The organism is Kocuria rhizophila DC2201 (assembly GCF_000010285.1).
GTDB lineage: Bacteria > Actinomycetota > Actinomycetes > Actinomycetales > Micrococcaceae > Kocuria > Kocuria rhizophila_A.
In genome coordinates, this window is record NC_010617.1 from 711,963 (window position 1) to 736,580 (window position 24,618).

A 24,618-nucleotide genomic window follows, 5' to 3' on the forward strand; every position below is an offset into this window, starting at 1 on the left:
AACGAGCCCGGCGGCGTCGTGCGCGAACGGGCCCGGGCGGCGTCGTGCGCCGTCATGCGGTGCGGTGTGCGGAGTCGAGCGGTGGCAGACTGGGATTCATGCTGATCTATGGCGACGACACCGTGTGGACCCCTGCCGAGAACCGCTACGAGACCATGCCGTACCGGCGTGTGGGGGAGTCCGGGCTGAAGCTGCCCGCCGTGTCCCTGGGGCTGTGGCACAACTTCGGGGACGACAAGCCCGTGGCGGGCATGCGCGCGACCCTGCGCCGCGCGTTCGACCTGGGCATCACGCACTTTGACCTGGCCAACAACTACGGCCCGCCCGCGGGCTCGGCGGAGCTCAACTTCGGCCGGATCCTCAAGGAGGACTTCGCGGGGCACCGCCACGAGCTGGTGATCTCCACCAAGGCCGGGTGGGACATGTGGCCCGGCCCGTACGGTGACGTGGGTGGTTCGCGCCAGTACCTGGTGACCTCCCTGGACCAGTCGCTCGAGCGCATGGGCCTGGACCACGTGGACGTGTTCTACCACCACCGCCCGGACCCCGAGACGCCACTCGAGGAGACCATGCAGGCGCTGGACCACATCGTGCGCTCCGGTCGCGCCACCTACGTGGGCGTCTCCTCCTACGGTGCGGACCTCACGCTCGAGGCGCAGCGGATCATGCGCGAGCTCGGCACGCCGCTGGTGATCCACCAGCCCTCCTACTCGATGCTCAACCGCTGGATCGAGCAGCCCAACGAGCAGGCCGGAGGGAAGAACCTGCTGGGCGCGCTGACCGAGACCGGCATGGGATCCATCTGCTTCACCCCGCTCGCGCAGGGCATGCTCACCGACAAGTACCTGCACGGGGTGCCCGAGGGATCCCGCGCGTCCGAGGACAAGTCCCTGGACCCGTCCTGGCTCAGCGAGCAGACCCTGGACCAGATCCGGGAGCTCAACACCATGGCGCAGGAGCGCGGGCAAACCCTCGCGCAGATGGCGATCGCGTGGACCCTGCGCCCGCAGGACTCGGGGCAGGTCACCTCCGCGCTGGTGGGGGCCTCCTCCGCGCGGCAGATCGAGGACTCCGCGCGCGCCGTGGCCAACCTGGAGTTCTCCGCGGAGGAGTTGCGCCGGATCGACGGGCTCGTCACGGACGCCGGCGTGAACATCTGGAGCGCGGCCACCGACTCCAAGCACGCATGACGGGGGCGCAGTACGCCGCTCTGCTGGGGCTGTGGATCGCGGGGATCGTGGTCCCGGGCCCGGACATCTTCATCATCCTGCGCAACGCGTTCCTGTCCTCGCGGCGCAGCGCGGTGTTCACGGCGCTGGGCGTGATGGTGGGCAACCTCGCGTGGATCACCCTCTCTCTCCTGGGCGTGACGGTGTTCATCAGCGGGAACCACGTGCTCAAACTGGTGGTGCAGATCGGCGGGGCCCTGTTCCTCGTGCGCATGGGCTACGGCGCCATCCGCGCCGGTCTCGCCGCCCGCTCCGGTGCCGCGGTGGGACACTCCCGCGTGGTGGCCAGCACGGAGCCGGGTGCCTCGGGGGCGGACGACGACGTCGCGGCGGCCGTGGGCGCGCCCCACGCCTCGCAGCGGCTCGGGGCGCAGAGCTCCGGGCACGGGGAGGTCGCGTCCTCCCTCACCTCCGGGCCCGCGGCGCAGCCACCCACGGATCCCCTGATGGCGGACGACGCCGCCGTGGCCGAGGAGATCGCGGCCGGCGGGCGCACCACGCTGCTGGGCGCGAGCGGTCTGACGCCGCTGCGCGCACTGGTGCAGGGCACGGTCACCAACCTGGCCAACGCGAAGGCCGTGGTGTTCTTCGTGGCGCTGTTCGGCTCCGTGGTGCCCGCGGGACTGCAGTGGTGGGAGGGACTCACGGCCCTGGGGATGCTCGTGGCGGTGGGGCTCGCGTGGTTCCTGGCCGTGGCGTGGCTCGGATCCGTGCCCGCACTGGCCCGCCGTTTCCGGGCCCGCTCCGCGGAGGTCGAGATCGTCTCGGGCGTGGTGTTCGTGCTCGTGGCGCTGGGACTGTTCGTGGAGGCCGTGCTCACGGTGTGAGCCCCGGGGCGGGCCGCGGAACGCACGGAGCGGCGTGGACGCGAAGCGGCGACGTCGTTCGCGGGGACGCCGCGGGGCGCACGGGACCGGGCGGCGTCGTGAAACGGCAGCGGGAGGGAACCCGGCGTGAGCCTGGTTACACTGGGAAACCGGTCGACGGCCGCGCGGTCGCGGGGGACGACACCCCGCCCGCGCCCCGGCGTGCGTGGCGTGTCCGCGCGGACCGTCAGCAACCCAGTCGAGGAGAACCGTGTCCGAACATCCTATCCGCGTGGCCATTGCTGGCGTGGGCAACTGCGCCACTTCGCTCATCCAGGGCGTGCACTTCTACCGTGACGCCGATCCCTCCGACTCCGTGCCCGGGCTCATGCACGTGCAGTTCGGTGACTACCACGTGCGGGACGTGCAGTTCGTCGCCGCGTTCGACGTGGACGCCGCCAAGGTGGGCCTGGACCTGTCCCAGGCCATCCTGGCCGGCGAGAACAACACGATGGAGATCGCCAAGGTCCCGCCCCTGGACGTGACCGTGGACCGCGGCCCCACCCTGGACGGGCTGGGGCAGTACTACCGCGAGACCATCACGGAGTCCGACGCCGAGCCCGTGGACGTGGCGCAGGTGCTGCGCGAGCGCGAGGTGGACGTGCTCGTGTCCTACCTCCCGGTGGGCTCGGAGGAGGCGGACCGCTTCTACGCGCAGGCCGCAATCGACGCCGGGGTGGCCTTCGTCAACGCCCTGCCCGTGTTCATTGCGGGCACGGACGAGTGGGCGCAGAAGTTCACGGACGCCGGCCTGCCGATCGTGGGCGACGACATCAAGTCCCAGGTGGGCGCCACCATCACCCACCGCGTGCTGGCGAAGCTTCTGGAGGACCGCGGCTACGTGCTGGACCGCACGTACCAGCTCAACGTGGGCGGCAACATGGACTTCAAGAACATGCTGGAGCGCTCGCGGCTGGAGTCCAAGAAGATCTCCAAGACCCAGGCGGTGACCTCCAACGTGCCGCACGAGATGCGCGCCAAGGACGTCCACATCGGCCCGTCCGACTACGTGGGCTGGCTGGACGACCGCAAGTTCGCGTTCGTGCGCCTGGAGGGCCACGGCTTCGGCAACGCGCCCATCTCCCTCGAGTACAAGCTCGAGGTGTGGGACTCACCGAACTCAGCGGGCGTCATCATCGACGCGATCCGCGCCGCCAAGATCGGCCTGGACCGCGGCATCGGCGGGCCGCTGACCTCGGCGTCCTCCTACTTCATGAAGTCCCCGCCCGAGCAGTTCGACGACGACACCGCCCGCGAGAACGTGGAAAAGTTCATCCGAGGCGAGGTGGAGCGCTGAGCGGCTGACGCACCCGGCACCGACCACGGCGCCCGGCACCGGGAGAACCGGTGCCGGGCGCCGTGGTGCCTCCGGGGTCCGCCCGCGTGCGGGAGGTGCGGCTCAGGGGCGCTCCTGCCCCGCCAGGCCCGCGCGGGAGATGATGTAGTCCACCAGGGGGTCGTAGAGGTGCGGGGCCACGTTGTCGTCCAGGGGCACCACCACCTCCACCTGGCCCTGCGCTTCGGCCACGAAGATCCCGGGGTCGTTGCAGTCGCCCATGGCAATGGTGGGCAGCCCGGCGCGGGAACCGGCCCACCCGGCCATGCCGTGGTCGGCGATCACGAGGTCCGGTGCCTGCCGACCCTGTTCCTGCAGATGCTCGAGCACGAGCCGCATGGGCTCGGGGAAGTGGGTGTGGCGCAGCCCGCCGTACTGCTCGACCATCACCACGTCCTCGATCTGGCGGACGTCCCCGTCCTCGAAGGGCAGCGCCTCGTCGAAGCGGATCACCCGGGCCCCGGAGGCGCGGGCCACACGGGCCAGGCGGGCGTACACGGGGGCCAGACCCGAGGGGTGGCCCGTGGCGAAGAGCAGGCGCTTGCGGCCCTGGACGGCGCGGCTGAAGATCTCCGCGTACTCGTCCAGCCGGGCCACGCACAGCTGCGCGGAAATGGAGTCCTGACCGCTCACGTAGGAGGGGTCGTCGTTGATGCCCACGCGGTCGCGCATGAGCCCGAACACGGAGTCGAAGTCCCACTCGCGGGTGCGCTCGACCCCCATGTGCTGGTGCTGGTCCCCGTCCAGGAACCCCTGGACGTTGCGCAGGTTGGCCTCGCGCGGCGTGGCGACGGCTCCGGTGATGCGGGAGCGGTCCAGGTATCGGGCGAGGGCGTCTCGACTCAGGTACGCGGTGGTCACACAGGGGAGTTTAGGCGGTGGCCGCGGCGCCCGCACAGGCGAGGTACGCGCCCGCGTGCCGCGCGGCGACGTCGTCCCAGGTCAGTTCCCGGGCCCGCCGGGTCGCGGCGTGTGACATCGCTCTCCATGCGCTCGGGTCCGCGGCCGCGCGGTGCAGCGCCTCGGCCCACACGGCGGGGTCCCGGCCGGGCACCAGGCGGCCCGTCTCGCCGTCGCGCACCGCGTAGCGCAGCCCGTCCACGTCCGTGGCGAGCACGGGGGTCCCGCACGCCTGGGCCTCCACGGCCACGAGCCCGAAAGTCTCGGAGGAGGACGGCACGGCCACCGCGTCCACCGAGCCCATGAGCCTGGCGAGCTCGGGGCGGGGCAGGGAGCCGCGCAGCACGACGTCGCCCGCGACCCCCTCCGTGCGCGCCAGCTCCCGCAGGTGGTTCAGGAACTCGGGGGAGCCCGCGCCGGCCAGGACCAGCCGAACGGGGGTCTCCGGGTGGGTGCGGCGCAGCTGGCCGAGCGCCCGCACGAGCACCTGCTGGCCCTTGAGCGGCTGCATGCGACCCGCGCACAGCACGGTGAAGGGTGCTTGATGGTCCGGGGACGCCCCGGGGTCGCCGCTCGGGGCGCTCGGGGCGTCGTCGGGGTGCGCGGCCGGGTGGTCCCCGGCGCGGGGCACGGCTGCGGACCGGGGGGACCGCGGCAGCGGTTCCCGGGGAACGGGGCGGAACACGGTGGGGTCCACCCCGGGCGGGATCACCTCCACGCGCTCCGGGTCCGCGCCGTAGAGCTCCACGAGCTGGTGCTTCTCCACCGGGGTGTTGACCACGGTGCGGCACGCCCGGGAGACCACGAAACGCTCGGCCTCCTCGCGCTCCCGGGTCTCGGGGGCCTCGTCCGCTCCGGCGCGCAGGTTCTTGGCGGCCGCGGACGTGTGCAGGGTCAGCATCAGGGGGGCGTGCAGGTGCTCGGCGAGCTCCACACCTGCCACCGCGGACAGCCAGTAGTGGGCGTGCAGCACGCGCGGGGCGGCGTCGTCGCCGTCGTAGAAGTGCGCGAGCGCGCGGCCGAAGGGCTCGGCGAAGCGCGGGAGATCCTGCTTGGGGGCTGCGCCCGCGCCGGGCAGGGACACGGCGAGCAGGCGGATGCCCGGTGCCAGGTCCGTGGGGTGCACGCCCTCGGTGCGGGAGGGATCGCGGTCGAGCGTGGCCATGTCCACGCGCCACCCGGCCTGCGCCAGGGCGCGGGCGAGGTGCCACACGTAGACGTTCATCCCCCCGGCATCCCCGGAGCCCGGCTGGTCCACGGGGGAGGTGTGCATGCTGAGCAGCAGCACGCGGTCTGGGCAGGCGGGAGGCACGGGCCCAGCCTACCGGCGCGCGCGGACGGCGGCGGGGGCGGGCCCCGAACAGACCCGCCTCAGCCCCGGCGGCGCCCCGGAGCCACACACGGGTCGGCCCTGCCGGCCCCTCGGGTGGTCAGCCACAGGCCCTCCGCGCCCCGCCCGCGAACTCGCCGTGGCCGGGCGGCACCTCCCGCACCGGAGGCGCCCCGCGCAGACCGCGCGGTCGGGAAGGCCGGGCCACGGCCTCGGGACACGCGGCGGAGTCGGGGCACAATGGGGGGCGTGAGTGAGATGACCTCGGAGCAGAACCGGCAGCCCAGCGAGCGCAGCGCGGTGGTGGACCTCGCGGCGGTGCGCCACAACGTGGGGCGGCTGCTCGAGCTGGCGCGGGGGCGCACCCTGATCGCGGTGGTCAAGGCGAACGCCTACGGTCACGGCGCCCCGCAGGTGGCCCGTGCGGCGCTCGAGGCGGGTGCGCACATGCTCGGCACGGCCCACGTGTCCGAGGCGCTCGCGCTGCGCGCGGAGGGGATCACGGCCCCCGTGCTCGCGTGGCTGCACACCCCGTCGACCGACTTCGCCGCGGCCGTGCGGGAGGACGTGCGGCTGGGCGTGAGCGGGGGAGAGCTCGACGCCGTGCTGGCCGCCGCCCGTGAGGCCGGCCGCCCGGCGGTGGTCCACCTCAAGCTCGACTCGGGGCTGGGGCGCAACGGTGCCACGCCCGAGCAGTGGCCCGCCCTGGTCCGGCGCGTGCGGGAGGCCGAGGGGGAGGGTCTGCTCTCGGTGGAGGGGATCTTCACGCACCTCGCGGTCGCGGACGAACCCGCCCGCCCCGAGACGGCCGAGCAGCTCGCCACCCTCACCACCGCGGTGCGCACGGCACGGGAGGCCGGGCTGAGCCCCACGATGGTGCACGCCGCCAACACCCCCGGGCTGCTCTCGGCCGCGGACCGGGAGGACCCCGACGCGATACTGCGGGACGCCGTGCGCGTGGGCCTGGGACTGTACGGGCTGAGCCCCTTCGCGGACCGCACCCCCGAGGACTTCGGGCTGGTTCCGGCCATGACGCTGCGGACCCGCGTGGCCAACGTGAAGGACGTCCCCGCCGGAGCGGGGGTCTCCTACGGGCTCACGTACCGCACGGAGGGCCCCACCCGGCTCGCACTGATTCCGCTCGGCTACGCGGACGGTGTGCCGCGCGTGGCCACGGGCGCCCCGGTGCGGATCGGGAACCGGCTGCACCCCGTGGTGGGCCGGATCGCCATGGACCAGTGCGTCGTGGACCTCTCCCGGAGCCGGCCCGTGACGGAGGCCGCGGGGAAGCCCGGTGCCGCTCGGGAGCCCACCGTGCGGATCGGGGACGAGGCGGTGCTCTTCGGTGCGGGCTCGAACCCGTCCGTGACGGACTGGGCGGACGCGGCGGGCACCATCAACTACGAGGTGGTCACCCGCCTCTCCCCGCGCGTTCCCCGCGAGCACGTGGGGCTGGAGCCGCAGCGCGACAGCGACCGGAGCCGGAGCGTGGAGCACGGTGGGCACCCCGGCGCGGAGCCCGTGGATGGCCCCGGCGCGGACCGCGACCACGGGGCGGGTGCCGGGCCGGGCGGCGTCGTGCCCGGGGACGGCGCGCAGGACGGTCCCGGGGCGGGTGCCGCGGGTGAGAACTGGAGCATCACGCGGGAGCTCGCGAGCGCGGAGGAGACCCGGGCGCTCGCGGCGGCGCTCGCCCCGCACCTGCGCGCGGGGGACCTCGTGCTGCTCAACGGGGAGCTCGGCGCGGGCAAGACCACGTTCACGCAGGGCCTCGGCGCGGGGCTGGGGGTGCGCGAGGGCATCATCTCGCCCACGTTCGTGCTGGCCCGCCGCCACCCCAACCTGGCGGACGGGCCGCGCCCGGGCGGCCCGGACCTCGTGCACGTGGACGCGTACCGGCTGGGCTCGGCCGAGGACGTCGAGAGCATCGACCTCGAGGACACCCTGGACACGTGCGTCACGGTGGTGGAGTGGGGCACCTCCAAGGTCGAGCACCTGAGTGCGTCCCGGCTGGTGGTCGACATCGAGCGTGCCCGCGGCGCGCAGGCGGCCCCCGAGCAGGCGGACCTGGCGGGCGTTCTCGCGCAGCTCGGCGCGCAGTGGGAGGAGGACGCCTCGGCGGGGGAGGTCCGGCAGATCACCCTGCGGGGCGTGGGCCCGCGCTGGACCGAACCGCCGCGCGTGTGAGGCCACGCCGCGCGCGGGTCCGGTGAACGTCGTGCCGCGCGACGGGTCACCGCGCACCGCGGGCGGGATCCCCTGCGCCCGGACGGCACCACCGCGCACCGCCCCGGGACGACGCCGCACGAGGGGCTTCCGCGGCTGCCCGGCGTCCCCGGGCGGTCCCGCACCAGGACCCGCGCACCCCGCCGTGAACCCCGTCGCGCGCCCCGTCGGGAACACGCCAGGATCCCCCGCGGGACACGCCGTCAGTGGGGCCCCGACGTGCCACAATGGGGGCAGCACCAACGTCCACCGCAGACGGTGCGACCCCCGGGGGACCCGACGGCGTCGTCGTTCCGCAGGACTCGGCCGCCTCCGTCGCGGACCGACCCGAGGAGGATCGTTTGTCACCGACATCGACACCGCACATCAACCCCCAGGGCGCACCGATCGCCGAGACCATCCTGCTGCCCGGCGACCCCCTGCGGGCCAAGTTCATCGCCGAGACGTTCCTCGAGGACGCCGTGCAGTTCAACTCCGTGCGCAACATGTTCGGCTACACCGGCACGTACCAGGGCCGTGAGCTGTCCGTGATGGGCACCGGGATGGGGATCCCGTCCATCGCGCTGTACAGCTGGGAGCTGATCAACGTGTTCGGCTGCACCAAGCTGGTGCGCATCGGCTCCTGCGGGGGACTCACGGAGGGCCTCGCGCTCAACGACCTCGTGCTCGCGCAGGCGGCGTCCACCGACTCCAACTACCTCGCGCAGTTCGACCTGCCCGGCACGTGGGCCCCCACCGGTTCCTTCCGGCTGCTGGACCATGTGTACCGGGCCGCCGAGAGCCGGGGGATCACCGCCCACGCGGGCAACGTGGTCTCCTCGGACACCTTCTACCACGCCCAGGACGACACCACCGAGCGCTGGGCGAAAATGGGTGTGCTCGCCGTGGAGATGGAGACCGTGGGGCTCTACGCCAACGCGGCCGCCGCGGGCGTGGAGGCGCTCGCCATGTTCACGGTCTCGGACAACCTGGCCACCCACGCGCAGATGACCCCGGAGCAGCGCCAGACGGGCTTCGCGCAGATGATCGAGCTGGCCGCGACGGTGACGGAGCTGTGAACCCCATGAACCACCCCGACGAGAACCCGGACCTCGCCCAGACCGCGGGCCCCGACAGCGCCGCCTCGACGCCCGCGGCGGCCGTCCCCGCGACCCATGCGGGCACCGCCGAGGCCCCCCGCACCGCGGGCGGCGTGAACCCGCGCCGGGCCGTGCCCGTGCTGCTGTTCCTGTTCATCTTCTGCCTGGTGATCGACCAGGGCTTCAAGTTCACGTCCCAGCCCATGGCCGAGGCGCTGTCCTTGAGCGAGTCCACCGTGAGCCTGCAGGCCACCCTCACGGGCGTGCTGATCGGCATCGGCGCCGTGGTGTACTCCGCGCTCGCGGATTCCGTGGCCATCCGCAAGCTGCTGTACCTGAGCATCGGGCTGATCGTGGTGGGCTCGGTGATCGGCTTCGTGGGCTCCGCGTCCTTCGGGGTGGTGCTCGTGGGCCGTGTGGTCCAGACGGCCGGCCTCGCCGCGGCGGAGACCCTCTACGTGGTCTACGTGACCAAGCACTTCCAGGGCGTGGAGCTCAAGAAGTACCTGGGCTTCTCCAACATGTCCTTCCAGCTGGCCTCGCTCATCGGCACGCTGGTCTCCGGGTTCCTGGCCACCTACGTGTCCTGGACGTGGATGTTCCTGATCCCGCTGCTGATCGTGCTGTCCCTGCCGTTCATCAAGACCCGCGTGTCGGACGACGTCGAGCACACGAGCTCCGGCGTGGACGTGTACGGGCTGTTCCTGGTGGGCGTGATCGCCACCGGGCTGATCATGTTCATGCAGGACTTCACGTGGTGGTGGTGGATCCCCGTGGTGGTGGCCACCGTGCTGTTCGTGCACCACGTGCGCACCAACTCCCGCGCCCTCGTGGACGCCTCCTTCTTCACCAACCGCCCGTACATCAGCGCGCTGGTGATCGTGTTCATCATCTACTCGGTGAATCTGGCGTTCGTGTTCCTGTTCCCGTTCGCCATCCACGGCGTGCACGGGATGGCCATGGACAAGGTCTCGCTGCTCACCATCCCGGGCTACGTGCTGGGTGCCTCCACTGCGGCGATGTCCGGTGCCGTGAGCAAGCGGCTGGACTCCAAGCAGGCCGTGACCCTGGCGCTGTGCCTGCTGGCGCTCGCTCTCGCGGTGGCCGGGGTGTTCATCAACGTGTCCGTGGTGGCCATGGTGATCGCGATGGCCATGTTCTCGGTGGGCTTCGGCCTGCTGTACGCACCGCTCATGTCCAGCGCGCTGCTGCTGATGCCCGCCGCGAAGTCCGGCGTGGCCGTGGGCTTCTACAACCTGGTGATCAACGTGGCCTCCCCGATCGGCGTGGCCTACACGGCCATGCTGATGTCCGCCAAGCCCACGTGGTTCGGCGCACTGAGCGTGGGTGGCTCCGCCGAGGGCGACTACTTCTCCACCATCCTGTGGTTCCTGGTGGGCATCACGCTGGTGGGTCTGGTGGCGTACCGCGTGCTGTTCGGCCTGATCGAGCGCAACAACGCGAAGGCCGCCGCGCGCCTCACCGCGCAGCAGTAGTTCCGCAGGTCTGACGAGAAGGCCCCTCCACAGCTCCCGTCCCGGGCGTGCGCGGAGGGGCTTTTCCGTGCGGGCTTAGACTGTGCGGGTGCTTGTGCTGAGTCTCGATTCCTCCTCGATCGCCTCCGTGGCCCTGGCCCGCGACGGCGAGGTGCTGCGGGAGAGCGCCACCACCGACACCCGCTCCCACGCCGAGGCCCTGGCCCCCGCGGTGCGCGACGTGCTGTCCGCGGAGGGGCTCACCGGCGCGGACCTCGACGCCGTGCTCGTGGGCACCGGGCCCGGCCCGTTCACGGGGCTGCGCGCCGGACTCGCGACCGCCCGTGCCCTGGGCTTCGCGTGGGGGCTGCCCGTGCACGGGCTCTGCTCGCTCGACGCCGCCGCCCACCGGATCGCGCCCCGGCTCGCCGAGGCCGGTCACGAGGAGTTCGCGGTGGTCATCGACGCGCGCCGCAAGGAGCTCTACTGGCGCCCCTACCGCGTGCTCGAGGACACCGCCGCAACCGCCGTGGGCCTCAGTGAGCCCCGCGTGGGCGCGCCCGAGGACGTCCCGGCCCTGCCGAGCTGCGGTCCCGGCACCGCGCTGTACCCGCAGCGGCTCGCGCACCCCGTGCCGGGCACCGGGGACCTGCACCCCACCGCGGCGGATCTTGCGCGCGCGGCGTGGGCACTCACGAGCCGCGGCACCCCCCTGAGCACCGACACCTCGCCCCTGTACCTGCGGGAGTCGGACGCCAAGGTGCCGGCGTTCGCGAAGCGGACCACGGCGTGACGGGCCCGCAGGGGTCCGCGCCCGGTGCGGCGAGCGCGGCGGCGTCGTCCCTGCCGCGCGGCTACGCGCTGCGGCCCATGCAGCCCAGGGACCTGGACGCCGTGCACGCGCTGGAGACCGTGCTGTTCCCCGAGGACGCCTGGCCGCGGCACATGTTCGACGAGGAGCTGGCGCACCCCACGCGCGCGTACTGGGTGCTCACCCGGAACGGGGAGATCGTGGCGTACGCCGGGATGATGTGCATCCCGCCGGTCGCGGACGTCCAGACCATCGCGGTGGCCGCCGCCCACGAGGGCCGGGGGCTCGGGAGCACCCTGCTGCGCGTGCTGCACGAGGCCGCCGTGCGCGGCGGCGCCACCGAGATGATGCTCGAGGTCCGGGCCGACAACCCTCGCGCGCAAGCGTTGTACCGCCGCTTCGGCTACGAGCACATCCACAGCCGCGCCCACTACTACGGGCCCGGCCTCCACGCCCTGATCATGCGCTGCGCACTGGTCCCGCCCGGGCCGCAGGAGCGCAGCGCGGACGGAAGGACCATTCATGAACACCGCTGAACCCCTCGTGCTCGGCATCGAGTCCTCGTGCGACGAGACCGGTGTGGGGATCGTGCGGGGCACCGAGCTGCTCACCAACACCGTGTCCTCCTCCATGGAGCAGCACGTGCGCTTCGGCGGCGTGATCCCGGAGATCGCCTCGCGCGCCCACCTCGAGGCCTTCGTGCCCACGGTGCAGCAGGCGCTCGCGGAGGCGGGGGTCACGCTCGGAGAGCTCGACGCGATCGCGGTGACCTCAGGACCGGGCCTCGCCGGGGCGCTCATGGTGGGCGTGGCAGCGGCCAAGGCGCTCGCGGTGGCCACGGGCACGCCCCTGTACGCCGTCAACCACCTCGTGGCCCACGTGGGCGTGGGGCTGCTGGACGGGGACGGTGCGCTGCCCGAGCACCTCGGCGCGCTGCTGGTCTCCGGCGGGCACACGGAGATCCTCGCCGTGGGGGACATCACGGGGGACGTCCGGCTGCTGGGCGCTACGATCGACGACGCCGCGGGCGAGGCCTACGACAAGGTCGCCCGGCTGCTCGGGCTGGCCTACCCCGGAGGCCCCGCCATCGACCGGGCCGCTCGGGACGGGGACCCCGAGGCGTTCCGCTTCCCGCGCGGGCTGACCGCGGGCAAGTACATGGGATCGGCGCAGCACCCGGGCTCCCACCGCTACGACCTCTCCTTCTCGGGGCTCAAGACCGCAGTGGCCCGGGTGGTCGAGGCCTTCGAGGCCGCCGGTCAGCCCGTGCCCGTGGCGGACGTGGCCGCGAGCTTCCAGGAGTCCGTGGTGGACGTGATTTCCCGCAAGACCGTGCTGGCGTGCACCGAGCACGGGATCACCACGCTGCTGATGGGCGGGGGAGTGGCTGCGAACTCCCGGCTGCGGGAGCTCGTCACGCAGCGCTGCGCGCAGCACGGCATCCGTGTGGTGGTGCCGCCGCTGTCCCTGTGCACGGACAACGGGGCCATGGTGGCGGCGCTCGGCGCGCGGCTGGTGAGCCGGGGTGTGGCGCCCACGGGGATCGGGTTCACCGCGGATCCGGGGTTGCCCGTGACCACGGTGTCGGTGCCCGTCCCGGCCTGAGTCGGCCCGGCCCGCACGGCCCCGTCAGAAAAGCCCCGCCCCGCTCGGTCGGAACGTGGCGGGGCGGGCACCGCGCCGCACGCGCGGGCCGCGCCCTGGGCACCCGGCCGCGCGGAGCGCGCTCCGTGCCGGCCCAGGGGTCAGCGGATCTCGCGGTTCTGCGCCACGATGTCCCGCACCACGGCGCGCAGGTCCCCGCCGTTGGCCTCCGCGATCCGCCGCTGGCGCTGGTAGCCGGTCTCGCCCGTCATCATGGTCTCCACGTAGCCCAGCTCGTCAGCGCAGCCGAGTTCGGCGGCGAGGGGCTCCAGCCGGTTGAGCACCTCGGTGAGGTCCTCCGCCACGGGGCGCTCGTGGTTCTGGGCGTCCCGGATCACCACGGCGTCCAGCCCGTAGCGGGCGGCCCGCCACTTGTTCTCCTGGTGGTGCCACGGGGGCATCACCGCAATGCTGCGCCCCTCGTCCAGGGTGCGGGAGAAGGACTCCACGAGGCACTGCGTCAGCGCGGCCAGGGCGCCGATCTCCCGGAGGTTGGAGGGCCCGTCGCACACGCGCATCTCCACGGTGCCGAAGCGCGGCACGGGGCGGATGTCCCAGCGGTTCTCGGAGATCTCCTCGATCACGCCGGTCTCCATGAGGTCCGAGACGTAGGCCTCGTACTCGCTCCAGGAGTCGAAGTGGAAGGGCAGCCCCGCGGTGGAGAGCTGCTGGAAGATCAGCGCCCGGTGGGAGGCGTAGCCGGTGTCGTGGCCGCACCAGTAGGGGGAGTTCGCGGACAGCGCCAGCAGGTGGGGGTAGTAGTTCATGAGCCCGTCGAGCACGGGCAGCGCCTTGTCCCGGTGGTCGATGCCCACGTGCACGTGCATGCCGAAGATCACCATCTGCCGGCCCCAGTACTGCGCCCGGTCCAGGACCTTGTAGTAGCGCTCCGCGTCCACCACGGGCTGCTCGGTCCAGTCCGAGAACGGGTGGGTGCCCGCGGCGAAGATTTCCAGGGAGCGGGGGTCGGTGATCTTCCGGATCCGGTCCTGGGTCTGCGCGAGGTGCTCCACCGCCTCGGGAACGGCGCTGCACACGCCCGTGACCATTTCCACGGTGTTCTGCAGGAACTCGCCCGTGACCTGCGGGTGGTCGCCCTCCTCCCCGAGCTCGGGGTACTCGCCCACCACGGCCTCCAGGACCTCCTGGGCGCGCGGGGCGAGCTCACCGGATTCGCGGTCCACGAGCGCGACCTCCCATTCCACACCCAGGGTGGAGTTCTCGGAGGTCTCGAAATCAATGTGCACGGCGTGGTCCTCTCGTGGGTGCGCCGGGAACGGCATCGGTGCCCTGGACCGCGGTGCGGGCCGGGCTACGCGCTGCCGTGGTCCCTGGAACAGGGAACCTCAGTCTAGGGGGTCGACCACCAGCACCACGCGCCGCTCCCTGCCGGAGTCCACCACGCGTGTCATCACGAAGGTCGCGCGCCGCGTGCCGCGGGGGGCCAGCTGGCGGCGCAGCTGCTCGGGGGTCACGTCCGTGCCGCGCTTCTTGACGTCCAAGGTGCCCACGTCGTGCTCGCGCACCCAGCGCCGCAGCACCTTCACGGTGTGCGGCAGCACCTCGCGCACCGCGTACGACCGGGCGAGGGGTGTGTCCGCGGGGGTCTCCGAGGAGAGGTAGGCGATGCTCGGGTGCACCAGGTGGGCGTCCAGGCGCTGCGCGAGATCCGTGACGAGCCCCGCGCGGATCACGGCGCCGTCGGGCTCGTGGAGGTACTCGCCCACGGGACCCAGCAGGGCGCCGTCGGCGGGCGGGGACTGCCAGGTCCGCGCGGTCAGCTCCACCGCCGACGACGCCGCGGGGCCGGCACCGCGCCCCAGCACGAGTGCCGCACGGGCCACGTCCGGGCGGCGCACCGCGTTGAACCACAGCACGGCCTCCACCACGTCCCCGCGGTCGGAGATCCACTGGGCCTCCGCGCCGGGCGGGACGTGCTCGTGGGGGATGCCGGGCCCCAGCTTGGCCCCGACGGCCAGTCCCGCCTCCGCGAGTCCCGCGACGAAGGACAGGGGAGGGGAGAAGGCCTCGGGGTCGAAGACCCGCCGGGTGCGTCCGTCCCCCGTGACGCGCCGCGCCGGGTCAAGCCACACGCCCTGGGCGGGGCCGGCCTCGAGGGACCGCAGGTCCAGGGACCGGGCGTCCGCGCAGACCACGCGAGCGTGCGGCCAGCCGGTGAGGTTGAGGGTGGCGGCCGCCGCCGTGAGCGGATCGAGCTCCACCGCGGTGACGGTGCGGTCCAGGGCGGCCAGCGCCATGGCGTCCGCCCCGATCCCGCAGCCGAGGTCCACCACGTGCCCGATCCCGGCCTGCGCGAAGCGCTGGGCGTGCAGCGCGGCCACGGACCAGCGGGTGGCCTGCTCCACGCCGTCGCGGGTGAAGACCATGTGCTGGGCGAACTCGCCGAACTTGGCCCGGGCCTTCTCGCGCAGCCGCGACTGGGTGAGGGCCGCGGCCACCAGCTCGGGGTCGTGGCCCTGGGCGCGCAGGGTCTCGTTGAGCGCGAGGGACGCCGCGGCGTCGTACGGGGGCAGGGAGTCCAGCAGCTCGCGGCCCTCGGGGGTGAGCAGGCGGGCGAGGCCGTGGGCCTCGGCGTCGTCGGGTGCGGTGGGTGGGGTCACGGCTCCATCAGACCACGGGCGGGCCCGCCCGTGCACGGAGCACCCGGACGCGCGGCACGCAGCCCCCGCGGCGGCGCCGGGACGGGCTCCGGGCGGGGCATGCGAATTACGAAGGAAACATGATGCGTAATTAGGTTAGGCTTACCTGGTGGCCGGCCGCCCGTTCCCTGACGACTCCACCAGAATGCGAGACACCCATGTCCTCCCACCGCCTGCTGCCCGGTGCGGCACTGTGCACCGCCGCCGTTCTCGCCCTCGCGGGCTGCGGCACTTCCGGGGGCTCCGCCGATCCCTCGGCCAGTGCCTCCTCGTCCACCGTGAGCATCCAGGACGACAAGGGCGAGCAGAAGGTCACCGTGCCGCCGCGCTCCGTGGTGGCCACCGACAACCGCGTGTTCGAGACCCTCGCGGACTGGGAGGTGCCGCTCAAGGCCGCCCCCAAGCGGCTGGTCCCGGACACCATCTCTTACTCCCACGACGACTCCGTGGTGGACCTCGGCTCGCACCGTGAGCCCAACCTGGAAGCAGTGGCCGGGGTGGACCCGGACCTCGTGATCAACGGCCAGCGCTTCGCGCAGCACTACGACGCCATCCACAAGCTCGTGCCGGACGCCACCGTGCTCCAACTCGACCCGCGGGAGGACCAGCCCCTCGACTCCGAGCTCAAGCGCCAGACCTCGGCACTGGGAGAGGTCTTCGGCAAGCAGGAGGACGCCGGCAAGCTCGCCGAGGCCCTCGACAAGGCCGAGCAGCGCGCCAAGGACGCCTACAGCGGCCAGTCCACCATGGGCCTGATCGTCTCGGGCGGGAACATGGGATACGTGGTGCCGAAGACCGGGCGCACCATCGGCCCGCTGTTCGAGATGGTGGGGCTCAAGCCCGCCCTCGAGACCAAGGGCTCGGACGACCACCAGGGGGACGACATCTCCGTGGAGGCCATCGCCAAGGCCAAGCCCGAGCTGCTGATCGTGATGGACCGGGACGCCGCCCTGAAGTCCCAGAAGGACTCCACCCCGGCCGCCGAGGTCATCGAGAAGTCCGAGGCGCTCAAGGACGTCCCGGCGGTGAAGAACGGCAACGTGGTGTACCTGCCCGCAGACACCTACACCAACGAGGGCATCCAGACCTACACCGAGATCCTCAACGACCTCGCGGACAAGCTGGAGCGCAACGGCAAGAGCTGACCGGGCCGCCAGGCCCCCATCCCGCGGCCCCGCGCCAGCCACGCGCGGGGCCGCGGCACGAGCACACGGAAGCACACAGGTACCCATGACCGCGACAGCCGCAGCCACCGCCCCCGCACCGAGGGCCCGCTCCGCACCCACCGGGGTGCTGCGGGACCCCTGGTTCTGGGCGGCGTCCCTCCTGGTGCTGGGGCTGCTGGCCGCCTCGGTGCTCACGGGGGTCGCGGACCTCTCCGACCCGGAGGAGGGCCGCCGGTTCCTGACCCTCACGAGGATCCCGCGCACCCTCGCCCTCGTGCTCGCCGGCGCGGCCATGGCCATGTCCGGACTGGTCATGCAGCTGCTCACGCAGAACCGCTTCGTGGAGCCCACCACCACGGGCACCACGGAGTGGGCCGGGCTGGGGCTGCTGGTCATGATGGTCGTGGCCCCGGACGCCGGGCTGAGCGCACGGATGCTGGGCTCCGTGGTCGCGGCGTTCGCGGGGACCATGGTGTTCTTCGCGGTGCTGCGCCGGATCACGCTGCGCTCCTCGCTGATCGTGCCGATCGTGGGCATCATGCTCGGCGCGGTGGTGGGCTCCGTGTCCACCTACCTGGCGCTCGTCACGGACCGGCTGCAGAACCTCGGGGTGTGGTTCGCTGGCAGCTTCACGTCCGTGCTCAAGGGCCAGTACGAGACCCTGTGGGTCGTCGCGGCCGTGGCCGTGCTGGTGTTCCTCGCCGCGGACAGGCTCACGGTGGCGGGGCTCGGCGAGGACGTCGCCACCAACGTGGGTCTGAACTACGAGCGCATCATCCTGGTGGGCACCGCGCTCGTGGCGGTGGCCACGGGCGTGGTCACCGTGGTGGTGGGCAACCTGCCGTTCCTGGGGCTGATCGTGCCCAACGTGGTCTCCCTGTTCCGCGGGGACGACCTGCGCTCCAACCTGCCGTGGGTGTGCCTGCTGGGGATCGGGCTCGTCACGGTGTGCGACCTGATCGGGCGCACGGTCATCATGCCCTTCGAGGTCCCGGTCTCGCTGATCCTGGGCGTCGTGGGAGCGGCCGTGTTCATCGTGCTGCTGCTCAGGAGCCGCCGCCATGTCTGAGCTGCGCTCCCGCCGCCCCGCCGGTTCCCCGGCCACTCCGGCCCGCGGGCGTGACGCCGCCCGGCCGTCCGACGGGGCCGCACCCGCTCCCGGGCACGTGGCCTCCGTTCCCGTAGGAGCCCGCTGCGGGCGCCGTGCGGACCGGCCCGCCGCCGGGGGCTCCCGTGCGTTCACCTTCGCCGCCCACCGGCGCCGGTACTGGCTCGTCATGGTGGCCCTGGCCCTCGCTGGTGCGCTGTTCTGCGCCGGGATCCTCACCTGGGCCAACCCGCTGCCGTTCGGCACCGCGGGGTTCTGGCGCATTGCCGGGACCCGCGCGAGCGCCGTGGTGGTGATCGCCGTGGTGGCCGTGTGCCAGGCCATGGCCACCGTGGCCTTCCAGACCGCGGCCGAGAACCGGATCGTCACCCCGTCCATCATGGGCTTCGAGTCCCTGTACGTGCTGGTGCAGACCACCGCGGTGTACGCGCTGGGCGTCGCGGGGGTCTCCGCGGTGCAGGGGCTCACGCAGTATGCCCTGCAGGTGGCCCTCATGGTCCTCTTCGCCCTGGTGCTGTATGGCCGGCTGCTGTCCGGCAAGCATGCGAACGTGCAGGTGATGCTGCTGATCGGCATCGTGCTGGGCGGCGGGCTGGGGTCACTGTCCACGTTCATGCAGCGGCTGCTGTCACCGAGCGAGTTCGACGTGCTCAGCGCCCGGCTCTTCGGCTCTGTGTCCAACGCGGACCCCGCCTACTTCCCGCTGGCGGTGCCCCTGTGCGCGGCGGGCACCGCCGCGCTGCTGCTGCGCTCCCGGAGGCTGGACGTGATGGCCGCCGGGCGGGACGTGGCCACGAACCTGGGGCTGGAGCACCGCAGGGAACTGGTGATCACCCTGTTCTGGGTCTCGGTGCTGATGGCGGTGTCCACCTCCCTGGTGGGGCCCATGACGTTCCTGGGGTTCCTGGTGGCCACCCTGGCCTATCAGTTCGCGGACACCCACGAGCACCGCTTCGTGTTCCCCATGGCGGTGCTGCTGGGCTTCGCGGTGCTCTCCGGGGCCTACTTCATCCTCAAGAACGTCTTCTACGCGGAGGGCGCGGTGTCCATCATCATCGAGCTGGTGGGCGGAACCGTGTTCCTCGTGGTGATCCTGAGAAAGGGCAGACTGTGATCCGGCTGGACGGACTGAGCAAGCAGTACGGGACGGACACCGCCATCGGGCCGGTGGACCTGGAGATCCCCGAGGGCGGCATCACGGCCCTCGTGGGACCCAACGGGGCGGGCAAGTCCACCCTGCTGACCATGATGGGCCGGCTGCTGGGCGCGGACGCCGGGACCGTGGTGGTGGGCGGCCACGACGTCACCACCACCCCGCCGCGCACGCTCGCCACCGTGGTGTCCACGCTGCGCCAGGAGAACCACTTCACGGCGCGGCTCACGGTGCGCCAGCTCGTGGGCCTGGGCCGCTTTCCGTACACGCGGGGGCGGATCAACAAGGAGGACGAGAGGATCATCTCCGAGTCCATCGAGTTCTTCGACCTGGGCCCGCTCCAGGACCGGTACCTGGACCAGCTCTCGGGCGGGCAGCGCCAGCGCGCCTACGTGGCCATGGTGCTGTGCCAGCAGACCGCCTACCTGCTGCTGGACGAGCCCCTGAACAACCTGGACATGCGCCACTCGGTGCACATGATGCAGCACCTGCGCCGCGTGGCGGACGAGCTGGGGCGCACCGTGGTGATCGTGCTGCACGACATCAACTTCGCGAGCCACTACGCGGACCGGATCTGCGCGGTCAAGGACGGGAAGGTCGTGGAGTTCGGCACGCCCGCCCGGATCATGACGGACGAGACACTCACCCGCGTCTTCGACACCCCGGTCACGTGCCACGACGGCCCCGGCGGACGGCTCGCGGTCTACTACTGAGGGTCACGACGCCGCTCCTCGCCCGGGCGCGCGAGCTCGCCCTCTCCGGGCACGGAGCGGGCCGCCCCCGCGCGGGATCCGGGCGCCGGCGCTGCGGGAACGTGCTCGCGCGACCCCGGGGACAGTGCGGCGAGGCGGTCGAGGGGACCGGGCGGCGTCGTGACGGGACGTGCCCGGAGGCCCGGTTCAGCCCACAGGGGAGTGGCGCGGGCGCGCCTTGACCGGGCGCGTCCCGCGTCCCTACAGTGCTATTAGCACTCTCCCAGGGAGGGTGCTAAAGGCCAGGCGCTCAATCGGCACCGCGACGACGGTTGGCACGCCAACTGGCCTGTGGCGCTCGCCGTCATGGGACCCCATGGCACGCGGCGGACGCACACCGTCTCACACGCCTAGAAGAAAGGGAGAGATCGTGTCGGTCTCCATCAAGCCCCTCGAGGATCGCATCGTGGTTCAGCCGCTGGCCGCTGAACAGACCACCGCCTCCGGTCTGGTCATCCCGGACACCGCCAAGGAGAAGCCCCAGGAGGGCACCGTCCTGGCCGTGGGCCCGGGCCGCGTGGACGACAAGGGCAACCGCATCCCCGTGGACGTCAACGAGGGTGACCTGGTCATCTTCTCCAAGTACGGCGGGACCGAGGTCAAGTACAACGGCGAGGAGTACCTGGTGCTCCCGGCGCGCGACGTGCTGGCCGTCATCGAGAAGTAACTTCTCCACACCCTTTTCGTACGCGGTGCCCGACCGCCCGGCAACGGGCCGCGCGGGCACCGCGTACGTCGTCTCCGCACTCTTTCCCGGTTCCCTAAGGAGCAACTCCCATGCCCAAGCAGTTGGTGTTCGACGACACCGCTCGCAAAGCGCTCGAGGCCGGCGTGAACCGCCTGGCCGACACCGTCAAGGTCACCCTCGGCCCCCGCGGCCGCAACGTGGTCCTGGACAAGAAGTGGGGCGCGCCCACCATCACCAACGACGGCGTGACCATCGCCCGTGAGGTGGAGCTCGAGGACCCGTACGAGAACCTCGGCGCTCAGCTGGCCAAGGAAGTGGCCACCAAGACCAACGACGTCGCCGGTGACGGCACCACCACCGCCACGGTGCTCGCCCAGGCCATTGTGAAGGAGGGCCTGCGCAACGTGGCCGCGGGCGCCGCCCCCAGCGACATCAAGCGCGGGGTCGAGGCCGCGGTGGCCACCGTGTCCCAGCGCCTGCTCGACAACGCCCGTCCCGTGGAGGGCAAGGACGTGGCGCACGTGGCCGCGATCTCCGCCCAGTCCGAGGAGATCGGCGAGCTGATCGCCCGCGCCTTCGAGACCGTGGGCACGGACGGCGTGATCACCATCGAGGACGGCTCCTCCACCGAGGTGGAGCTGGACGTCACCGAGGGCATGCAGTTCGACAAGGGCTACCTGTCCCCGTCCTTCATCACGGACCAGGAGCGCCAGGAGGCCGTCCTGGACGACACCTACGTGCTGCTGTTCCAGGGCAAGATCTCCGCCATCCAGGACCTCATGCCCGTGCTGGAGAAGGTGCTGCAGGCCAAGAAGCCGCTGACCATCATCGCGGAGGACGTCGAGGGCGAGGCCCTGTCCACCCTGGTGGTCAACAAGTTGCGCGGCACGCTGGACGTCGTGGCCCTCAAGGCCCCCGGCTTCGGCGACCGCCGCAAGGCGATCATGCAGGACCTCGCGGTGCTCACGGACGCCACCGTGATCACCCCGGAGCTCGGCATCTCCCTGGAGGGCGTGGAGCTCTCCCAGCTGGGCCGCGCCCGCCGCATCACGGTGACCAAGAACCAGACCACGCTCGTGGACGGTGCCGGGTCCTCGGACGCCGTGGCCGAGCGCGTGGCCGAGATCCGCTCCGAGATCGCCCGCACGGACTCCGAGTGGGACCGCGAGAAGCTGCAGGAGCGCCTCGCGCGCCTGGCCGGCGGCATCTCCGTGATCAAGGTCGGCGCCGCCACCGAGGTGGAGCAGAAGGAGCGCAAGCACCGCATCGAGGACGCCGTGTCCTCCACGCGTGCCGCGCTCGAGGAGGGCATCGTGGCCGGCGGCGGTTCCGCGCTGGTCCACGCCTCCGCGTCCCTCAACGGCACGGACCTCGGCCTCGAGGGCGACGCCGCCACGGCCGTCAACATCGTCCGCCGCGCCCTGACCCAGCCCCTGCGCTGGATCGCGGAGAACGCGGGCCAGGACGGCAACGTGGTGGCCTCCCGCGTGGCCGAGATGGAGCCGGGCAATGGCTACAACGCACTGACCGGCGAGTACGAGAACCTGCTCTCGGCGGGCATCATCGACCCCGTGAAGGTCACCCGTTCCGCCCTGCAGAACGCGGCGTCCATCGCGGCCCTGGTGCTCACCACCGAGACCCTGGTGGCCGAGAAGAAGGACCAGGACGAGGACTGATCCCGGTCCCGCGCTCCCGTGGGTGCCCTGCCCGCTCCGGCGGGGGCGCCCCGGGCTGAGCGGGTGAACGCAACGGCGGTCCACTCCCGAGGGAGTGGGCCGCCGTTGCCGTGCCCGGGATCGTTCGGGCCGTCGGGCGTTCTCCCGGGCGCACCGCGCGCCGGGCCAGGGACGGCGAGAGGGCCCGCTCCACACGGAGCGGGCCGCTGCGCTGCCCGCGGCGGGGGTGCCACGCCACGCGGCTCCCGCACGAGCGGCGTCGTCCGGGGTGCCCGGGCACAAGGCCGTACGGGGGAGACCCACGAGCAGTGCCCGGGTTGGCCCCGCTTGCGCGCCTGGCATAGCCTGACGCGATGCGCTTCCCCCCACCCCCGCTTTTGCATCCCGAGAAGACCCCGCCCTGGGACACCCGAGGTCCGGGCGTCGGCACCGCGGCGAGCTCGACCCCCTCCGAGCGCGTGGCGCGGTACTCGGGGTTCCGCCCCGAGGTACAGGGCCTGCGCGCGGTGGCGGTGCTGCTCGTGGTGGTCTACCACGTGTTCGTGGGGCGGGTCTCCGGCGGGGTGGACATCTTCCTGTTCATCTCCGCGTTCTTCATGACCCTCTCCTTCGTGCGCAAGATCGAGGGTGGGCGGCCGCTCGGGCTGGGCCGGTACTGGCTGCACACGTTCAAGCGGCTGCTGCCGCTGGCCACCCTGGTGATCCTGGGGACGTTCTTGCTGCTGTGGCTGTTCTACCCGGTGGCGGACGCGGCGTCCTTCCGCTCCCAGGGCGTGGCGTCGATCCTGTACGTGGAGAACTGGTCGCTCGCTTTCAACGCCGTGGACTACTACGCGGCGGACCACTCCAGCGCCTCCCCGTTCCAGCACTTCTGGTCGCTGTCGGTCCAGGGGCAGGTGTTCCTGGCGTGGCCGCTCATCTTCGCGCTCGCGTGGCTCGTCAAGAGGCGTACCGGGCGTAGCAGCGTGCCCGTGCTCGCGGGGTGTTTCGGGGCGGTCTTCGTCATCTCACTGGCGTTCTCGGTGATCACCACCCACACTCAGCAGGCGTTCGCGTACTTCGACACCCGCGCGCGGCTGTGGGAGTTCGCACTGGGGTCCCTCGTGGCCCTGGCCATCCCGTACCTGCGGCCGAGCCGCTGGCTCCGGGTGCTCCTGGGCTGGGTGGGCTTCGTGAGCATGGTGTCCGTGGGCCTCCTCGTGGACGTCCGGGGCGCCTTCCCGGGGTGGATCGCGTTGTGGCCGCTGCTCTCGGCTGCCGCGATCATCGTGGCAGGACAGTCCGGTTCGCCGATCGGTTTCGACCGGTTCCTCTCGTGGGCACCGGTGGTGCGCATGGGCGACGCCGCCTACGCCCTCTACCTCGTGCACTGGCCGCTGCTGATCACCTACCTGGTCGTCCGGGAACGTCCCGTCGCCGGGCCCCGCTCGGGCATGGTCATCGTCGTGGTCTCGCTGCTGCTCGCCCTGCTGCTCACCCGTCTCGTGGAAACTCCCCTGAAGAACTGGGCGTGGCCCGAGGCGAAGAACTGGCGGCTGGGCCTGGTGATCGCGGTGTGCATGGGCCTGGTGCTGACAGTGGCGGGATCCTGGGCCGCGGCGGCGCACCACCGGGAGGCGAAGCTCGAGGCGCAGGCGGAGCTCAACAATCCCGGGGCACGCGTGCTGGAGCCCGGTTTCGAGTTCGAGGGGGATCCCAACGCACCCGTGCTGCCAGCGTCAATGGCGGACCAGTGGGTGGGACTGCCGCAGTCCTGCCGCGGCCCGCTGAAGGCCGACAACGCGGTGGCGCAGGACTTCTGCCACCAGACACGCGCCGTGGAGAACCCCACCAAGGTGGTGGCCGTGGTGGGCAACTCCCACATGGAGCAGTACATGGGTGCGGTGATCCCGGTGGCCGAGGAGGAGAACTGGCAGCTGGTCTCGGTGCTCCAGCCCGGGTGCGGGCTGGGCGTCGAGGGGCAGAGTCCGCAGTGCCGCAAGGGCAACGAGGCCGTGCTCGAATACCTGGACCAGCTGCAGCCGGACGCCGTGCTCACCACCTCCACCCGCGCCGAGCTCATGGACGGGGGCGCCGAGCACGTGGTCGACGGCCTGGGGCCCGTGGTCCGGCGCCTCACGGACCACGGCGCCACGGTGGTGGGCCTGCGGGACAACCCGCGCCTGGGCCACGACCCCACCCGGTGCGTCGCGGAGAAGGGCCGCGAGGACCCCTCCTGCACCACTGTGAAGGACGAGGTGCTCGCGGCGGAGAACCCCGCCCGGTCGCTGGAGTCCATCTCGGGCTACAGGGGCATCGACCCGACGCCCCTGATCTGCCCGCAGGGCGTGTGCGCTCCCGTGATCGGCAACCTGAACGTGTGGCTGGACTCCCACCACCTCACGTGGGACTACGCGCGCAGCATGGCGCCGCTGCTGCGGGAGGACCTCGTGGCGGCCGTGGAGCAGCTGGGGTGAGACGGGCTGGGCAGCGCGGCAGCGGCGTCGTCGTCCGGGGTGCCGCGGGGTGGGCGCCCGACG

The 24,618-nt window shown here is 72.2% G+C and carries 20 protein-coding genes; 16 read left to right on the top strand and 4 right to left on the bottom strand.

The features are described from left to right. Positions 1-98: 98 nt before the first annotated feature. From mgrA to KRH_RS03195, 3 genes are all read left to right on the top strand, one after another. Positions 99-1,190: an L-glyceraldehyde 3-phosphate reductase gene (gene mgrA / locus KRH_RS03185; protein ID WP_012397730.1), complete on the top strand. Its 1,092-nt coding sequence runs from the start codon at positions 99-101 to the stop codon at positions 1,188-1,190. After that, the gene (locus KRH_RS03190; RefSeq protein WP_012397731.1) at positions 1,187-2,056 is read left to right on the top strand and encodes a LysE family translocator; all 870 of its coding nucleotides are present in this window, start codon (positions 1,187-1,189) and stop codon (positions 2,054-2,056) included. The genes mgrA and KRH_RS03190 overlap by 4 nt, the downstream gene beginning before the upstream one ends. A gap of 250 nt (positions 2,057-2,306) precedes the next feature. Then, a complete protein-coding gene (locus tag KRH_RS03195) occupies positions 2,307-3,392 on the top strand; it encodes an inositol-3-phosphate synthase (RefSeq protein WP_012397732.1) in 1,086 nt (361 codons plus the stop codon). A gap of 102 nt (positions 3,393-3,494) precedes the next feature. Here KRH_RS03195 and KRH_RS03200 read toward each other — a convergent pair whose 3' ends face one another. Next, positions 3,495-4,292, bottom strand: coding sequence for a phosphatase (locus KRH_RS03200; protein WP_012397733.1), 798 nt, complete (start codon positions 4,290-4,292; stop codon positions 3,495-3,497). Between the two features lie 10 nt (positions 4,293-4,302). Then, complete coding sequence (locus KRH_RS03205; protein ID WP_012397734.1) at positions 4,303-5,643, bottom strand: glycosyltransferase; 1,341 nt, start codon at positions 5,641-5,643, stop codon at positions 4,303-4,305. Positions 5,644-5,919: 276 nt separating this feature from the next. Here KRH_RS03205 and KRH_RS12815 point away from each other — a divergent pair, with 276 nt between their 5' ends. The 6 genes from KRH_RS12815 to tsaD all read left to right on the top strand — a co-directional run bounded on the left by KRH_RS12815 (position 5,920) and on the right by tsaD (position 12,857). Next, on the top strand, positions 5,920-7,848 hold the full coding sequence (locus KRH_RS12815) for a bifunctional alanine racemase/tRNA (adenosine(37)-N6)-threonylcarbamoyltransferase complex ATPase subunit type 1 TsaE (protein ID WP_041297519.1): 1,929 nt from the start codon (positions 5,920-5,922) through the stop codon (positions 7,846-7,848). Positions 7,849-8,228: 380 nt separating this feature from the next. Continuing rightward, positions 8,229-8,945, top strand: a complete 717-nt coding sequence (deoD, locus tag KRH_RS03215; RefSeq protein WP_012397736.1) for a purine-nucleoside phosphorylase — start codon at positions 8,229-8,231, stop codon at positions 8,943-8,945. A gap of 5 nt (positions 8,946-8,950) precedes the next feature. Further along, positions 8,951-10,462, top strand: a complete 1,512-nt coding sequence (locus KRH_RS03220) for an MFS transporter (RefSeq protein WP_012397737.1) — start codon at positions 8,951-8,953, stop codon at positions 10,460-10,462. Positions 10,463-10,544: 82 nt separating this feature from the next. Then, entirely contained in the window at positions 10,545-11,234 is a 690-nt protein-coding gene (tsaB, locus tag KRH_RS03225) for a tRNA (adenosine(37)-N6)-threonylcarbamoyltransferase complex dimerization subunit type 1 TsaB (RefSeq protein ID WP_012397738.1), read from the top strand. After that, positions 11,231-11,788: a ribosomal protein S18-alanine N-acetyltransferase gene (gene rimI, locus KRH_RS03230; protein ID WP_012397739.1), complete on the top strand. Its 558-nt coding sequence runs from the start codon at positions 11,231-11,233 to the stop codon at positions 11,786-11,788. The genes tsaB and rimI overlap by 4 nt, the downstream gene beginning before the upstream one ends. Next, on the top strand, positions 11,775-12,857 hold the full coding sequence (gene tsaD, locus KRH_RS03235; protein ID WP_012397740.1) for a tRNA (adenosine(37)-N6)-threonylcarbamoyltransferase complex transferase subunit TsaD: 1,083 nt from the start codon (positions 11,775-11,777) through the stop codon (positions 12,855-12,857). The genes rimI and tsaD overlap by 14 nt, the downstream gene beginning before the upstream one ends. Before the next feature lie 140 nt (positions 12,858-12,997). Here the strand turns inward: tsaD and KRH_RS03240 are convergent, their stop codons facing one another. Beyond that, a complete protein-coding gene (locus KRH_RS03240; RefSeq protein ID WP_041297302.1) occupies positions 12,998-14,143 on the bottom strand; it encodes a glutamate--cysteine ligase in 1,146 nt (381 codons plus the stop codon). 99 nt (positions 14,144-14,242) lie between these two features. Further along, positions 14,243-15,517: a class I SAM-dependent methyltransferase gene (locus KRH_RS03245; protein ID WP_012397742.1), complete on the bottom strand. Its 1,275-nt coding sequence runs from the start codon at positions 15,515-15,517 to the stop codon at positions 14,243-14,245. Between the two features lie 197 nt (positions 15,518-15,714). Between KRH_RS03245 and KRH_RS03250 the strand changes: the two genes are divergently transcribed. From KRH_RS03250 to KRH_RS03280, 7 genes are all read left to right on the top strand, one after another. Continuing rightward, a complete protein-coding gene (locus tag KRH_RS03250) occupies positions 15,715-16,701 on the top strand; it encodes a siderophore ABC transporter substrate-binding protein (RefSeq protein ID WP_012397743.1) in 987 nt (328 codons plus the stop codon). A gap of 85 nt (positions 16,702-16,786) precedes the next feature. Next, a complete protein-coding gene (locus KRH_RS03255; protein WP_012397744.1) occupies positions 16,787-17,791 on the top strand; it encodes an ABC transporter permease in 1,005 nt (334 codons plus the stop codon). A gap of 97 nt (positions 17,792-17,888) precedes the next feature. Beyond that, entirely contained in the window at positions 17,889-18,944 is a 1,056-nt protein-coding gene (locus KRH_RS03260) for an iron chelate uptake ABC transporter family permease subunit (protein WP_012397745.1), read from the top strand. Next, positions 18,941-19,696: an iron ABC transporter ATP-binding protein gene (locus tag KRH_RS03265; RefSeq protein WP_012397746.1), complete on the top strand. Its 756-nt coding sequence runs from the start codon at positions 18,941-18,943 to the stop codon at positions 19,694-19,696. Before KRH_RS03260 ends, KRH_RS03265 begins: the two co-directional genes overlap by 4 nt. Positions 19,697-20,105: 409 nt before the next feature. Further along, positions 20,106-20,402: a co-chaperone GroES gene (groES, locus tag KRH_RS03270; protein ID WP_012397747.1), complete on the top strand. Its 297-nt coding sequence runs from the start codon at positions 20,106-20,108 to the stop codon at positions 20,400-20,402. Between the two features lie 110 nt (positions 20,403-20,512). Then, the gene (gene groL / locus KRH_RS03275) at positions 20,513-22,099 is read left to right on the top strand and encodes a chaperonin GroEL (RefSeq protein ID WP_012397748.1); all 1,587 of its coding nucleotides are present in this window, start codon (positions 20,513-20,515) and stop codon (positions 22,097-22,099) included. A 353-nt stretch (positions 22,100-22,452) separates the two neighbouring features. Next, entirely contained in the window at positions 22,453-24,555 is a 2,103-nt protein-coding gene (locus KRH_RS03280; RefSeq protein ID WP_226905929.1) for an acyltransferase family protein, read from the top strand. Positions 24,556-24,618 lie beyond the last annotated feature (63 nt).

What these genes read in the sequence shown, in the direction of transcription:
- KRH_RS03190 (WP_012397731.1), top strand. Translation starts at nt 1,187, where the DNA reads ATGACGGGGGCGCAGTACGCCGCTCTGCTGGGGCTGTGGATCGCGGGG.
- KRH_RS03220 (WP_012397737.1), top strand. Translation starts at nt 8,951, where the DNA reads ATGAACCACCCCGACGAGAACCCGGACCTCGCCCAGACCGCGGGCCCC.
- mgrA (WP_012397730.1), top strand. Translation starts at nt 99, where the DNA reads ATGCTGATCTATGGCGACGACACCGTGTGGACCCCTGCCGAGAACCGC.
- KRH_RS12815 (WP_041297519.1), top strand. Translation starts at nt 5,920, where the DNA reads ATGACCTCGGAGCAGAACCGGCAGCCCAGCGAGCGCAGCGCGGTGGTG.
- groL (WP_012397748.1), top strand. Translation starts at nt 20,513, where the DNA reads ATGCCCAAGCAGTTGGTGTTCGACGACACCGCTCGCAAAGCGCTCGAG.
- KRH_RS03250 (WP_012397743.1), top strand. Translation starts at nt 15,715, where the DNA reads ATGTCCTCCCACCGCCTGCTGCCCGGTGCGGCACTGTGCACCGCCGCC.
- KRH_RS03255 (WP_012397744.1), top strand. Translation starts at nt 16,787, where the DNA reads ATGACCGCGACAGCCGCAGCCACCGCCCCCGCACCGAGGGCCCGCTCC.
- KRH_RS03280 (WP_226905929.1), top strand. Translation starts at nt 22,453, where the DNA reads ATGCGCTTCCCCCCACCCCCGCTTTTGCATCCCGAGAAGACCCCGCCC.
- tsaD (WP_012397740.1), top strand. Translation starts at nt 11,775, where the DNA reads ATGAACACCGCTGAACCCCTCGTGCTCGGCATCGAGTCCTCGTGCGAC.